Here is a 12,916-nt window from a genome sequence, read left to right as displayed (position 1 = left end):
GGTATGGACACCGAGGGGACGATCGCGCCGGCGACCGCCGAGGAGGCGCGCGAGCGCTACGAGGCGCTCGGGTCGACGGCGCAGGTGGTCGTCAAGGAAGTCGCGAAGGCGATGGCGATGGACGCCGACGAGTACCGCGAGCGGGTCACGAGCGACGTCGTCGAGACCGCCCGCGACGCGCTGTTCGCCTCGATGCTCGAAGTGCACGTCGGGACGCGCGCGGAGTTCGACGACTGGACCGCCGAGAACGACGAGTTCCCGGTCACTGAGGTCGGGAGCGAACACGTCGACAACGTCGTCTGGCACGTCGCGCCCGCGGCGGAGACCGTGGTCGCCGCCACCTTCCAGGACGAGCGCGAGGCCGCCGTCGGGACGCTCCGCCGGCAGGCCTTCGGTCGCGTCTACCGCGATATCGTCGCGATCGACGGCGGCGCCGAGTCCGGAACCGACGGCGCCGGGTCCGGAACCGACGGCGACGAGTGAGCGGGCAGCCGGCGCTCGGCCGCAAGCGCGTATCCGTGGCGTTTTCACCGGTTCGACCGTAGCGCCGGTATGCGAAGGGTCACTCGCAACGTCGTCCTCCTCATTCTGGCCGTGCTCGTCGCGCTGCTCGCGCTGGGCGCCCTCCCCGCGCTCCTCGGGAGCGGCGACCCCTACTACCTGACTGCCACGCCCGTCGACGACGGGAACGTGTCGGCGAACGGGTCTTCCGCGAGCGGATCTGCTGCGAACGGACCCGCCCCGGCGAACGACTCCGCGGCCGCCGCCAACGCGAGCGCGGCGATCAACGGCTCGGCGCTCTCCGAACGGCGCTTCCCCTACACGACCGAGGCGCTGCGCAACGGGTCGTCAGAGCCCTACCGCAAGGGGCCCTGGGGACTCAAGGAGACCTTCACGCACTCGCCGTTCGACGAGCGCGACGCGCTGGCGGCGCGCAACCCGACCGCGGTCTCGCCGGAGGGCGTGCTCGTCTCGTACAACGGCACGCTTTACCGAGTCGCGGTCGGACAGCGCGTATGAGCGACCGCGACGACGCCGATGACGCACCGGCGACCGACGGCGACGGCCGGACGCGAGAACCGGCCCACGAGTGGCGAGTCGTCGACAGCGAGACCGAGTACGAGACCGGCTGGTACGACGGCGGCTACGACCGCGTCGAGCAGCCCGACGGCTCCGAGAAGGACTACTACTGGGCCGAGCTACCGGACGCGGTCGTCGTCGTCGCGCGCACCGGCGACGAACTCGTCCTCGTCGACCAGTACCGCCCCGTCATCCGTGAGCAGTGCCTGGAACTCCCCGCCGGCATCGTCGAGGACGGCGAGTCGTTCACGACCGCAGGCGCCCGCGAACTCCGCGAGGAGACCGGCTTCGACCCCGCCGGCGTCTCCCTGATCGAGGACTTCTGGTGCTCGACCGGCGTGCTCCGCCACCGCCGGGGCATCGTCTTCGCCGAGGGCCTCGAACCGGTTGAGCGCGACCTCGACGGCAACGAGTTCCTCTCGGTGACCACGGTGCCGGTCGACGACGCGCTCGATATCGCGCGGCGCCAGCCCGCCAACGACGCGACCATCGAGGGGGTGCTCCTCGCCCGCGAGGAGGGACTGCTGTGACGCTGCCGACCCCGCCCTGGGAGGACGACGACCCAGCGTGGCCGGTCCGCGAGGAGGTGGTCGCGTGGGAGACGCCGTTTTGCGAGACCGGCTACGACGTGGTCGAACGACCCGACGGCACCGAGGGCGAGTACTACTGGCTCGCCTCGGCCGACGCCGCGGCCGTGATCGCGCTCACAGAGAGCGGCGAACTCGTGCTCGTCGAACAGTACCGCCCCCGATACCGGCAGCGGTCGCTTGGCCTCCCGGGCGGGTTCGTCGAGGACGGAGAGGACCCCGCGACCGCCGCCGGGCGGGAACTGCGCGAGGAGACCGGCTTCGTCGCGGAGGACCTGTCGCACCTCGAAACCCATACGCTGTCACCGTGGACGCGCTACCTCCGCCACGTGTTCGTCGCCGACGGCCTCGAACGCGCGGAGCCTGACCCCGACGACGGAGAGTTCATCGATGTCGTGACCGTCCCGGCCGACGAAGCGATCGACCGCCTGCGCGATAGAGAGGGGCCCTCGAAGGGGATCACGCTCACCGCGCTGCTCCTCGCTCGCGAGGAGGGACTGCTGTGACCGAAAAGGAAGACGCCGCTGCGAGCGACGGAGACGGAGCGCCGACCAGGACGAGCGCGGAGGCACTGGCCGATCCGCCGGCCGACGCCGGCGCCGACTGGACGCGCCTGGACACCGAGGTCGTCTGGGAGAACCCCTACTTCACCGCCGGCTACGACGAGTACCGCCAACCCGACGGCGAACGCGGCCGCTACTACTGGATCGACCCCGGCGACTTCGTCGCCGTCGTCGCCGAGACCGACGCGGGCGAGGTCGTCCTGCTCGAACAGTACAGCGCCCGACTGGACCGGTCGCTGCTGACCTGTCCCGGCGGCGCCGTGGACGAGGGCGAGTCGTTCGTCGAGGCCGGCGTCCGCGAGTTGCGCGAGGAGACCGGCCTGCGCGCAGGCGAGGCCGAGTTCCTCGAAGCCTACCACCCGACCGCCTGGACCCGGATGACGCAGGCGGTCGTCTACGCGACGGATCTCGAACCGGGTGCGCCCGCTCTGGAGAGCGGCGAGGACATCGAGGCGTTCGCCGTCCCGGCCGACGAAGCGGTCGCGGCCGTCCGCGCCAGGGAGTATCCGTTCGGTGGCGGCCTCACGCCGCTGCTCGTCGCCCGCGACGAGGGACTGCTGGGCTGACCGGACTCGGTCGAGAGACTCCGACGAACCTATAGCGGCCGATAACCGATCGCGATCCAACGATGGACGGCGAGATCTCCGGTGACGAACTGCAGGAACTCCTGGACGAGACCGAAGACGGCGATCTCCGGATCGTGGACATCCGCAACCCCGGGTCGTTCGAGCGGGGCCACATCCCCGGGAGCGAGAACATCCCGGCGCCCGAACTGACCGACCGCGTCGAGGAACTCGACGGCGCCGAGCGCGTCGTGACGGTCTGCCCGAAGGGGAAATCCAGCGTGCAGGCCGCCCGCCTCGTCGGTTCCTACGAGGGCGTCGACGGCCCGGTCGAGAGTCTCGCGGGCGGGCTGACCGCCTGGGACGGTCCGATCGAAGCGTCTGAACCGTCCAGCGGGTCTGGCGACGGATCGGCGGCTCCGTTCTGAGGGGACTCGCATCTGCCGCACGCGCCGACGCCGTAGCGGCCGCTCCGGGGTCGGAGAGACGGTGGCTCGGGAAAACACCTCGTCACAAGGGGCTCAGTGGGGGTAACTGCTCGTCATCGCCACCGTCCCCGGATTGTCGTTCGGCGTTCAAAAGGGGCGCGTTCTGACACCGGTCCCGACTAGCGCAACTACTATTATACCTCGTTGCGCAGATTCAGACAGTGTCCGAAACGGCGAAACGAGGAATGGCGGTCTGTGTCGACGTCCGCCCGACGGGCGATAGCGACGTCTTTCGGATCGGGGCAGCCGACGAGATACTTCGGCTCCTCGCCGACGCGCACGAGACGGAGTTCACGATACCCGAACTCGTCGACGCGACGGGAGCCGCGCGGTCGACAGTCTGGCGGGCCGTCGATCTCCTCGACGGGATCGGCGTGATTCGCGTCCGCGAGACGCCACAGCGCAACTACGTCTCCATCGACCCCGAACGACTGCGCAAGGACGACCCGATACTCGCGATCGAGCAGACCCATTTCCACCGCCCAGTGCGGGCGTTCGTCGAGCACGTCAGGGACACGTTCGACGAGAGTAGCGATATCGGGTCTCTCGTGGGCGTCGTCGTCTTCGGCAGCGTCGCCCGCGGTGAGGCCGACAGACAGAGCGATATCGATCTGTTCGTGGTCGTCGACGGTGACCGGACGGTCGCGCGTCGGCTCGTGACCGACGTGGTTAGCGACCTCGCGGAAGTGCGGTTCGACGGTGACCGATTCACGTTCGAGCCCTTCGTCGAATCCGTCGAGAGCGCCGAACGAGCCGGATCGAAGCTACAGGAGATATTCACCGAAGGGATCACCGTCGTCGGAAGCGAACGGCTGTCGTCCATTCGGAAAACGGTGATGACCGATGAGTAGCACTCGCATCGAGCAACTCCTCGCCGACGCACAGGCCGCGTTCGACCGCCATCCGACCGCCATCCGACCGACATCGAGTCCGAGCTGGACGTGTCGGATCCCGCAGTACTCCAGCTCCGGAAGGCGTGTCGACTGCTCGCCGGAGCGAACGCGCTGAGCGAACAGGGGTACTACACGCTCGTGATCGAGTCCTCGTTCGTCGCGGTCGAGCGGACAGTCGAGTTCCGGCTGCTGGAACGTGGAACGACGGAACCGACTGATTTACCCGGAACGCATCCGGGCGTGTATCACGAAGCAGCGACAGCCGGTATCTTCACCGAGTCGACGGCCGACGGCCTCGCGGACCTGTGGGGCGACCACCGTGCGAAAACGTATTACCAGGACGGCCTCGCGGCAGCAGAACGCGCACAGACGATGCACGCCCTCGCCCGAGAAGTTCACGCCTTCGTCGTCGGTCGGTCCTCACAGGGACACGAGTGTCAGTGTGAGTGAGGAGGCCACCGAACCGAAGGATCTGGTAACAGCAGCCCGGTCTCAGTGGGAGTGACTGCTCGTCATCGCCGCCGGTTCGGCGGAGACGGTCCCCGGTGAAAAGCACGGGTATGTGCGGTCGCCGGTAGTACCCGAAGCCGACAGTTCCACCGCGGGAGAAGTTTACGACTGTACGCGGATGTCGGCCGCCGAGAGTCGGCCACCCGGAAGAATAAACCCCGCTCGCTCGCACACCACGCACGACATGGAAGACTGGATCGACCCCGAGACAGTGGGTCGGAATCGACTCACACCGCACACGGACGTGCTGCCCTACGCGGACGCCGGGAGCGCCCGAGACCGCGCTCGCGCGGCCTCGCCGTGGATCACGCTCCTCAACGGCGAGTGGCAGTTCGACCTGGCGCCGACGCCCTCGGACGCCCCCGAGGGGTTCGCCGACCCCTCGTTCGACGCCGCCGACTGGGACGACATCGAGGTCCCGCTGAACTGGCAGGCCGCGGGGTACGGGCGACCGCACTACACGAACGTCGACTATCCGTTCCCGGTCGACCCGCCGCACGTCCCCACGGACAACCCGACCGGGTCGTACCGCCGGACGTTCCACGTCGACGACGAGTGGGACGGCCGCCGGGTCCGCCTCCACTTCGAGGGCGTCGACTCGGCGTTTCACCTCTGGGTGAACGGCGAGCGCGTCGGCTACAGCGAAGGGGCGCGCCTCCCCGCGGAGTTCGACGTGACCGACCACGTCGAACCCGGCGAGAACACGATAGCGGTCCGCGTCTACAAGTGGACCAACGGGAGCTACATCGAGGACCAGGACATGTGGTGGCTGAGCGGCATCTTCCGGGAGGTCTACGCCTACGCCGTCCCCGAGGCTCACATCGCCGACGTCGACGTGCGCACGGACCTGGACGACGACTACGAGGACGCCCACCTGCGCACCGAGGTGGAGATCGCGAACGACGGGTCGACCGACGCCACCCGGACTGTCGCGGCGACGCTCCGCGACGAGGACGGCGCGGTCGTCACCGAACTCGGCGGGACCGCGGAGATCCCCGCGGGCGACGCGGCCACGGTAACGCTGGAGACCGCCGTCGACAACCCCGACAAGTGGACGGCGGAGACGCCCACCTGTTACACGCTCGAACTCGCCCTGAGCGACGGCGAGGGCCGGGACGCGGCCGGCGCCGACCCGACCGAGGTCGTCACGGAGACGGTCGGCTTCCGCGAGGTCGCGATCGAAGACGGGCAGTTCCTGGTCAACGGCGAGGCGGTGACGATCCGCGGCGTCAATCGCCACGACTTCCACACCGACCGCGGCCGCCACGTCCCGATAGACTCGATGCGCGAGGACGTCGAACTGATGAAGCGGCACAACGTCAACGCGGTCCGGACGGCCCACTACCCCAACGACTCGCGCTTCTACGACCTCTGTGACGAGTACGGGCTGTACGTCGTCGACGAGACCGACATCGAGTGCCACGGGATGGAGAACGCGCCGGAGACGCCACACATCAGCGACGCCCCGGAGTGGCGCGACGCCTACGTCGACCGCATGGTCCGGATGGTCGAGCGCGACAAGAACCACCCGAGCGTCGTCGTCTGGTCGCTCGGCAACGAGTCGGGCTTCGGCGAGAACCACGTCGCGATGGCCGACGAGACCCGCGAGCGCGACCCGACGCGGCCGATCCACTACGAGCCCGACACCGAACAGGAGGTCTCGGACATCGTCGGCCCGATGTACCCGCCGTGGGAGCAACTCGAAGAGTGGGCCGCCGAAGACGACTACGACCACCCCGTCATCATGTGCGAGTACGCCCACGCGATGGGCAACGGGCCCGGCAGCCTCAGCGAGTACTGGGACATGATCTACGAGCACGACCGCCTGCAGGGCGGGTACGTCTGGGACTGGCTCGACCAGGGGCTGCGCCAGCGGACCGACGACGGCGGGGAGTGGTTCGCCTACGGCGGCGACTTCGGCGACGAGCCCAACGACGCGAACTTCAACATCAACGGCCTCGTCTTCCCCGACCGCGAGCCCTCGCCCGGACTCACCGAGTACAAGAAGGTCATCGAGCCCGTGACCCTCGCCGCCGGTGACCTCGACGACGGCGAGGTCGTCGTCGAGAACCGCTACGACTTCCGCTCGCTCGACCACCTGGCCGCCTCCTGGCGCGTCGAGGCCGACGGCGAGGTCGTCGAGAGCGGCGCGCTCGACCTCCCCGAGGTCGCGTCCGGCGAGCGCGAGTCCGTCGCGGTCCCGCTCGCTGACGCCGAGCGCGGCGACGCCGAGTACCTGCTGACTATCGAGATCTCGCTCGCGGGCGCGACCGCGTGGGCGGACGCCGGCCACACCGTCTCGACCGGCCAGTTCGAACTCCCCGACAGTGGCGAGCCGGCGACCCCGCGCGTCGACGCCGGACCGCTCACCGCCGAGCGGACCGACGACGGCATCGTCGTCGGCGGCCCCGAGTTCGAACTCGCGTTCGACGACACCCACGGCGTCGTCGACTCGCTGACCTACCGCGGGCGCGAACTCGTCGCGGACGGGCCGCGCGTCGACCTCTGGCGGGCACCGACGGACAACGACCGGGGACTGCCTCTCGACGGCCAGCTCCTCTCGCGGCTCACCGCGCTCTCCGAGCAGGAAGCGACGCTGGAACCGGGCGAGTTCTGGACGATCGGCTTCGCACAGCTCTGGCGCGAGCACGGGCTCGACAGCCTCCAGTTCCGGACCGACGAGGTCACTCACGAACGCGGCGAGGACGCGGTCGAGATCACCGTCTCCGGCCGGCTCGCACCGCCGATCTACGACCACGGCTTCGCGACGGAGCAGACCTACACCGTCTCCGCCGACGGGTCGGTGACTATCGACACCCGACTCGAACCGGAGGGGGACATGTCCGTGCTGCCCTCGCTGCCGCGCGTCGGACTCGACCTGACGCTGCCCGGCGACTTCGAGACGGTCACGTGGTACGGCCGCGGCCCCGGCGAGTCCTACGCCGACAGCAAGCAGTCGTCGCTGGTCGGCCGCTACGAGCGCGACGTGACCGACCTGCACACGCCGTACGTCAGGCCGCAGGCCAATGGCAACCGGACGGACGTGCGCTGGGCGGCGTTCACCGACGAGAGCGGCGTCGGCCTCCGCGTGACCGGCGACTCGCTGCTCGACGTGACCGCCCACCGCTACACGACGGCGGACCTGGAAGCCGCCGACCACGTCCACGAACTCCCCGAGCGCGACGAGATATCCGTCTCGCTCGACCACACCCACTGCGGGCTCGGGACGGGGAGCTGCGGCCCCGCGACGCTCGAACGGTATCGCGTCGCACCCGACGCGTTCGAGTTCTCTGTCGAACTCCGCCCGTTCGTCGAAGGCTGACCGACCGTCTTCGGCCAGTACACAATTTCTGTATTCGTATACGCGTTCGGCCGGCCGACAAGCACCCGACTTATGTGCGCTCGGACGCGTACAGGGAGCAATGACCGTGCGTCACGACGGGATCACCGTCGAGTGGCTGGGCTACGCCACGCTCCGCTTCGCCGGCGAGGACACCGTGGTCTACACAGACCCCGGTCGGTACGGCGTCCTCACCGGCGAGTGGGAGCCGGACACCGAGGGCATCGGCCACCCGCCGGCGAAGGACTACCGGCCGGAGGACGCCGACGTGGTCTGTCTCACGCACGTCCACCACTACGACCCCGACGGCGTCGAGCGGGTCGCCGGCGAGGACACGACCATCGTGGCGTACGAGGCCATCGAGGAGGGCGTCGAGGACCGCGAACTCCCGCCGCTGTCGTCGCTCCCGTACGACGTCGAGACGGTGGGGGACACGGACAGCCTGACCGTGGGAGACGTGCCCATCTGGACGGTCCCGGCCTACAACGAGGAGAACGGCCCGCACACCCGCCCGGACGGCACCCCCTTCCACCCCGAGGGGTTCGGCTGCGGCTTCGTCGTCGCCGTCGAGGGGAAACGGGTGCTCTACCCCGGCGACACGGACGCGCTCGGACCGCACCAGAACGTCGACGTCTCGGTGTTCTGCCCGCCGATCGGCCCGCGGTTCACGATGAACCGCCACGAGGCCGCGGCCCTCGCCGCCGCGATGGAACCGGAACTCGTAGTCCCCGTCCACTACAACACGTTCTCGACGCTCGAGACCGACTCCCGGGCGTTCGCCGCCGACGTGGCCGAAGCGGGCGTCCCGGTCGCGCTCGACGAACACTGACGGCGGTTAGCGTCCGCCGTCCCGTGCCGGCGCGCTCTCGCCGTCTTCGCCGTCCGCCGGGACGAACGTGAACTCGGTCGCCTCCCCGACTCGGTCGCCGCTCTCGACCGCTTCGACCGTGAGCGTCACGTCGCGGGTCGCGCCGCAGCCGCGGCTGACGAAGTGCTCCCAGGCGTCGCCGGGGGCGACCGGCCCGGCCTCGGCGTTCCGGAGGTAGGCGCTGTACCGCGGCGACGCCAGTTCCTCGGTGACGCGGTCGGTCGCGGGCGCGTAGCGGAGGACGACCCGCTCGGCGACCGCGTCGGTGGGCGCGCTCGCTGTCACTACGTGGACCGAGGGGACGCTCGATGAAAAGCCGTGCGACCGGTCGGACCCGGGACCGCCGCGGGAGCGACCGGACGAGTGCCGACAGAGAGTTATATCGTGGCATCCAACGTACAGGTATTCGAGATGTCACTGGCTATCGCGCACTTCGCCGTCGGGGCGGCGTGTACGGGCGTCGCGCTGACGCTCCTCCCGCGGATTCCCTTCCAGCGGACGCTGGTCGTCCTCGGCGGGATCTGGGCCGTGATCCCCGACGCGTGGCGGTTCCTCCCCGCGTCCGCCGGCGGGTACGCCCACGACTTCCACGCGACGGCGTGGGCGAACCTGTTCTGGTTCCACAACGTCCTCGACCGGGCCGACGTCGGCGACTCCCACGCCACCGGCGTCGTCCTGCTCGGCGGCTTGCTCTGCGTGACGGCCGCCGCGGAGTACCGCGACTACCGGACGCCGGAGCCCGTCCGCGAGGCGCTCCCCGAGGCGGTCTCCGAGGACCACTGACGCCCCGCCGACCTCACTGCCAGTCGGCCAGCGCGCGGTGCTCGGCGGCGACCTCCCCGACGGCGTCGACGTCGAGGACGCCGCGCTCGGTCACGAGCGCGCCGATGCGGTCGGCCGGCGTCACGTCGAACGTCGGGTTGGCGACCCGCAGGTCGGCGTCGCCGTCGTACACCTCCGCGGGGTCGCGCTCCTCGCGGTCGACGGAGCGGGCGGCTTCGTCCGGGCGACCGCGCTCCGGCGCGATCTTGTCGCTCGCGGCGACGACGAGGCAGTCGATCCCCTCGCTCGCCGCCGCGGTCGCCGCGGCCCGGGTCCCGACCTTGTTGACGACCCGTCCGTCCGGGAGGATCGTATCGGCGCCGACGACGAGCGCGTCGGCGCCCATCGCCGCCAACCGGTCGGCCAGCGCCGCGTCCGTCGTCAGCGTCACTGCTGCGTCCGTCGTCTCGGTCAGCCGCTCGGCCGTTTCGACCCCCTCCCGGCCCGGCCGCGACTCGGCGACCAGCACCTCCGCCGGGTCCGCGCGTTCGAGCGCGCTCGCGACCGTCCCCGACCGGGAGAGGGAGGCGACGCTGTCGGGGATCTCGCCCGCGGCGAGCGCCGCCGCGTCGCCGTCTGCGGTGCTCGCTCGTTCGATACCCTCGTGGGCAGCGGCTTCGAGCGCCGCGGGCGTCGCCGATTCGCCGGCGCGGTGGACGACCCCGTTGACCCGGTTGGCGACGACGGCCATCGCCGGGCGGGCGTCGAGGAGGTCGCGGGCGACGGCCGTGAGGTCCGACCACGCCGCTCCGGGGTCGTCTCCGCGTTCGACGGCGACGGCCGCCTCGTCGCGCAGGACTTCGAGCGCCCGTACTGAGATGTACGCGGCGCCGTGCTCCCCGTCCCCCGCGATCGATTCCGGCGTCGGCCGCACCCGGTCGTAGGACGCCCACAGGTCCGGGACAGTCTCGCGTCGCAGGATCGCGGTCGGCGGCGCCCACTCGTAGGCCGCCGTCTCCTCGTTGGGGTCGACCGACCGGGTGTCGCAGTCGAAGAGGTAGGGATGGACCACCCAGCGCGTCCCGAGGTCGGCGTCAGTGACTGCGAACGGGTCGCCCCGCCGGACGAGCGCCGCGTCGGTTCCGGGGTCGAGACGGGTCTCCTCGCGGATCTCCTCTCGGGCGGCGGCGTCCGGGCCGCCCTCGGCGTGACCGGCGACGGCCCCCCATCGGCCGCTGTAGGAGCCCACCGCGTCGCTCCGTTCGAGGAGGAGCACGTCGCTGTCGTTCCGCAGAAAGACCGTGACGACGTGCGTCTCGACGAGGTCGTCGGGTGCTATCTCGGCCGCGTCGTCGGTTGCCTCGGGCGGGTCGCAGTCGGCGGTGCGCGGTTCCCCGTCGGCACGCGGTTCCCCGTCGCCGTCTGTTCGTCCGGACATCGGTCGTGTGCGTGTTCGTCGTCGGTCGACATGAGGCCCCGGGTCGCCGCGGCGCGGTGGAACGGGTGACGGCGATTCCGCAGGGCAAACCCACTTGGGGGCGCCCGTCGAAGCCCCGCGCATGGAAATCGCCCTCATCAGCGACACGCACATCCCCTCACGAGCGCGGCGGATCCCCGACGAGTTCCGCGAACGGATCCGCTCGGCCGACCACGTGGTACACGCCGGCGACTTCGACTCCGAGAGCGCGCTCGCCGACGTGCAGGACCTCGCGGGCGACCTGACGGCCGTCGCCGGGAACACGGACCCGCGAGTGGGACTGCCCGAGCGCGTGGCCGTCGAGTTCGAGGGCGTGACGTTCGTGGTGACCCACGGCGCCGGCTCCAAGCGCGGCTGGATCGACCGGGTGGCACGCGCGGTGCGCGAGGAAGCCGACGAACCCCGGGTCGGCGTCGCCGGACACACGCACGAGGTCGTCGACCGCGAGCACGGCGGGGTGCGGATCCTGAACCCCGGCAGCGCGACCGGCGCGGCTCCCGCCGACCGGGCGACGATGATGACCGCGACGGTCTCCGACGGAGACGTGGACGTGACGGTTCACGAGCGCTGAGACCCGGTATCGGCGATCCGCTCACGGTCGCGTCACGGGGCCCTCTCGGGCGCTCAGTCCTCGGTGAGGAGGACGTCGGTTCCCGGATCCGAACGGCCGTCGGAGAGCTCAGTCGCCTCGACGACCCTCTCCGTCGGGTCGTATTCGACGAGTCCCGCGTCGTCGAGTTTCGGGAGATGGACGTGGTGGAGCGCGGCGGCGACGTCGTGGCGGCGCTCGCCCGACGTAGATCCCTCCGCCGCGGCGAGTCGGTCGGCGAGTTCCGACAGCGCCATCCGAGCGCCGGGGTCGCGCGTTTCGAGGACGTCGAGCAGGCGGCGACGACGCGGGTCGGCGAGGATCGCGAACAGCGCGTCCCGTTCCGACGGGGTCCGCTGAGAGTCTTGCATGTAGTTCTCCGATCTAGGCGACGATTCCGGGTAAGCCGACCGGTGAGATACCGAAGGCGTTCAAGTACCCCCTTCGGGGTCGCCGGTGACGAGCGCGTCTTCGACGAGCCGGTCGATCCCCCGGTCGAGCCGCTGAGAGAACGCCTGCTGGGAGATGCCGAACCCCTCGGCCAGCTCCGTCGCCGTCGCGCCGCGCGGCGTCTCGAAGTAGCCGGCGTCGTAGGCGGCCAGGAGCGCGTCGCGCTGTTTCGGCGTCAGGTTGAACGTCCCGCTGTGTGGTTCGCTCGGCGAGAACAGCTGGTGGAGCGCCACGTCCCCGCTGTTCTTGAAGTGGGCGTGAAACTGCCCCAGTCGCTCGCGGTCGCCGAACCGGACTCGCAGTCGCCACTCGCCGGACTGGCCGGTCGCTTCGAGGATCGCCCCCTCGTGGTCGAGCACGAGGTCGACCACGCGAGCGACCTCCCGACACCAGGTCATCTTGTAGAGGCGCGCCCCGGGAAACGCGTCCGTCGCCTCGAACGCCTCGACCGACGGGTCGCCGGCCAACGCCTCCTCGAACGGCTCGAAGGCGTCTTCGGGCGCCGACACCCAGAGGAACGGCATGATCCAGTCGCGGCTGTGCGCGACGAGACGGTCGAACTCGACGGTGAGAGAGGGGTCGACATCCAGGGACTCGCCCAGCGCGAACGCCTCGGCGGGCACGGTGAACTCTCCGACGACACTCATTGCGGCCCGTAGATCGATCCGTGCGATGAGTCTTTCGGCCCGGTTCGCGGTCAGTGATACCGGGGACGACGGTGAGCGGCCGCCTCGCGGGTGAGATTC

General features: G+C 70.3%; 15 protein-coding genes and 1 pseudogene. 12 read left to right on the top strand and 4 right to left on the bottom strand.

The window, feature by feature from the left end; all coding sequences use genetic code 11:
* The first annotated feature begins 3 nt into the window (after positions 1–3).
* The 10 genes and pseudogenes from PSC72_RS15970 to PSC72_RS15925 all read left to right on the top strand — a co-directional run bounded on the left by PSC72_RS15970 (position 4) and on the right by PSC72_RS15925 (position 8,853).
* The gene (locus PSC72_RS15970) at positions 4–483 is read left to right on the top strand and encodes a DUF5809 family protein (RefSeq protein ID WP_274322415.1); all 480 of its coding nucleotides are present in this window, start codon (positions 4–6) and stop codon (positions 481–483) included.
* Between the two features lie 69 nt (positions 484–552).
* Entirely contained in the window at positions 553–1,020 is a 468-nt protein-coding gene (locus PSC72_RS15965; RefSeq protein ID WP_274322414.1) for a hypothetical protein, read from the top strand.
* A complete protein-coding gene (locus PSC72_RS15960) occupies positions 1,017–1,610 on the top strand; it encodes an NUDIX hydrolase (protein ID WP_274322413.1) in 594 nt (197 codons plus the stop codon). Before PSC72_RS15965 ends, PSC72_RS15960 begins: the two co-directional genes overlap by 4 nt.
* Complete coding sequence (locus tag PSC72_RS15955) at positions 1,607–2,173, top strand: NUDIX hydrolase (protein WP_328518163.1); 567 nt, start codon at positions 1,607–1,609, stop codon at positions 2,171–2,173. The genes PSC72_RS15960 and PSC72_RS15955 overlap by 4 nt, the downstream gene beginning before the upstream one ends.
* A complete protein-coding gene (locus PSC72_RS15950; protein WP_274322412.1) occupies positions 2,170–2,796 on the top strand; it encodes an NUDIX hydrolase in 627 nt (208 codons plus the stop codon). Before PSC72_RS15955 ends, PSC72_RS15950 begins: the two co-directional genes overlap by 4 nt.
* 62 nt (positions 2,797–2,858) lie before the next feature.
* Positions 2,859–3,221 carry a rhodanese-like domain-containing protein gene (locus tag PSC72_RS15945; protein ID WP_274322411.1) on the top strand — a complete coding sequence of 121 codons (363 nt, stop codon included), beginning with the start codon at positions 2,859–2,861 and terminating at the stop codon, positions 3,219–3,221.
* Between the two features lie 221 nt (positions 3,222–3,442).
* Entirely contained in the window at positions 3,443–4,132 is a 690-nt protein-coding gene (locus tag PSC72_RS15940) for a nucleotidyltransferase domain-containing protein (RefSeq protein WP_274322410.1), read from the top strand.
* Positions 4,125–4,624: pseudogene (locus PSC72_RS15935) on the top strand (hypothetical protein). Before PSC72_RS15940 ends, PSC72_RS15935 begins: the two are co-directional and overlap by 8 nt.
* Before the next feature lie 244 nt (positions 4,625–4,868).
* Entirely contained in the window at positions 4,869–8,006 is a 3,138-nt protein-coding gene (locus PSC72_RS15930) for a glycoside hydrolase family 2 TIM barrel-domain containing protein (RefSeq protein WP_274322408.1), read from the top strand.
* 100 nt (positions 8,007–8,106) lie between these two features.
* On the top strand, positions 8,107–8,853 hold the full coding sequence (locus tag PSC72_RS15925) for an MBL fold metallo-hydrolase (protein ID WP_274322407.1): 747 nt from the start codon (positions 8,107–8,109) through the stop codon (positions 8,851–8,853).
* A 6-nt stretch (positions 8,854–8,859) separates the two neighbouring features.
* On the opposite strand, the gene PSC72_RS15920 is transcribed toward PSC72_RS15925, so the two are convergent.
* Complete coding sequence (locus PSC72_RS15920) at positions 8,860–9,177, bottom strand: hypothetical protein (RefSeq protein WP_274322406.1); 318 nt, start codon at positions 9,175–9,177, stop codon at positions 8,860–8,862.
* Between the two features lie 126 nt (positions 9,178–9,303).
* Here PSC72_RS15920 and PSC72_RS15915 point away from each other — a divergent pair, with 126 nt between their 5' ends.
* Positions 9,304–9,675, top strand: a complete 372-nt coding sequence (locus PSC72_RS15915) for a hypothetical protein (protein WP_274322405.1) — start codon at positions 9,304–9,306, stop codon at positions 9,673–9,675.
* A 13-nt stretch (positions 9,676–9,688) separates the two neighbouring features.
* Here PSC72_RS15915 and PSC72_RS15910 read toward each other — a convergent pair whose 3' ends face one another.
* Positions 9,689–11,092: an NUDIX domain-containing protein gene (locus PSC72_RS15910; protein ID WP_274322404.1), complete on the bottom strand. Its 1,404-nt coding sequence runs from the start codon at positions 11,090–11,092 to the stop codon at positions 9,689–9,691.
* A gap of 121 nt (positions 11,093–11,213) precedes the next feature.
* Between PSC72_RS15910 and PSC72_RS15905 the strand changes: the two genes are divergently transcribed.
* Complete coding sequence (locus tag PSC72_RS15905) at positions 11,214–11,702, top strand: metallophosphoesterase family protein (protein WP_274322403.1); 489 nt, start codon at positions 11,214–11,216, stop codon at positions 11,700–11,702.
* 53 nt (positions 11,703–11,755) lie between these two features.
* On the opposite strand, the gene PSC72_RS15900 is transcribed toward PSC72_RS15905, so the two are convergent.
* Both PSC72_RS15900 and PSC72_RS15895 read right to left on the bottom strand, forming a co-directional pair.
* Entirely contained in the window at positions 11,756–12,091 is a 336-nt protein-coding gene (locus PSC72_RS15900; protein ID WP_274322402.1) for a DUF7344 domain-containing protein, read from the bottom strand.
* A 60-nt stretch (positions 12,092–12,151) separates the two neighbouring features.
* Complete coding sequence (locus PSC72_RS15895; protein WP_274322401.1) at positions 12,152–12,817, bottom strand: helix-turn-helix domain-containing protein; 666 nt, start codon at positions 12,815–12,817, stop codon at positions 12,152–12,154.
* Positions 12,818–12,916 lie beyond the last annotated feature (99 nt).

It is taken from the genome of Halosimplex aquaticum, assembly GCF_028747785.1.
Taxonomy (GTDB): Archaea; Halobacteriota; Halobacteria; order Halobacteriales; family Haloarculaceae; genus Halosimplex; species Halosimplex aquaticum.
This window is presented reverse-complemented; position numbering and strand designations above follow the sequence as displayed.

What these genes read in the sequence shown, in the direction of transcription:
- PSC72_RS15970 (WP_274322415.1), top strand. Translation starts at nt 4, where the DNA reads ATGGACACCGAGGGGACGATCGCGCCGGCGACCGCCGAGGAGGCGCGC.
- PSC72_RS15965 (WP_274322414.1), top strand. Translation starts at nt 553, where the DNA reads ATGCGAAGGGTCACTCGCAACGTCGTCCTCCTCATTCTGGCCGTGCTC.
- PSC72_RS15960 (WP_274322413.1), top strand. Translation starts at nt 1,017, where the DNA reads ATGAGCGACCGCGACGACGCCGATGACGCACCGGCGACCGACGGCGAC.
- PSC72_RS15945 (WP_274322411.1), top strand. Translation starts at nt 2,859, where the DNA reads ATGGACGGCGAGATCTCCGGTGACGAACTGCAGGAACTCCTGGACGAG.
- PSC72_RS15930 (WP_274322408.1), top strand. Translation starts at nt 4,869, where the DNA reads ATGGAAGACTGGATCGACCCCGAGACAGTGGGTCGGAATCGACTCACA.
- PSC72_RS15925 (WP_274322407.1), top strand. Translation starts at nt 8,107, where the DNA reads ATGACCGTGCGTCACGACGGGATCACCGTCGAGTGGCTGGGCTACGCC.
- PSC72_RS15915 (WP_274322405.1), top strand. Translation starts at nt 9,304, where the DNA reads ATGTCACTGGCTATCGCGCACTTCGCCGTCGGGGCGGCGTGTACGGGC.
- PSC72_RS15910 (WP_274322404.1), bottom strand. Translation starts at nt 11,092, where the DNA reads ATGTCCGGACGAACAGACGGCGACGGGGAACCGCGTGCCGACGGGGAA.
- PSC72_RS15905 (WP_274322403.1), top strand. Translation starts at nt 11,214, where the DNA reads ATGGAAATCGCCCTCATCAGCGACACGCACATCCCCTCACGAGCGCGG.
- PSC72_RS15900 (WP_274322402.1), bottom strand. Translation starts at nt 12,091, where the DNA reads ATGCAAGACTCTCAGCGGACCCCGTCGGAACGGGACGCGCTGTTCGCG.
- PSC72_RS15895 (WP_274322401.1), bottom strand. Translation starts at nt 12,817, where the DNA reads ATGAGTGTCGTCGGAGAGTTCACCGTGCCCGCCGAGGCGTTCGCGCTG.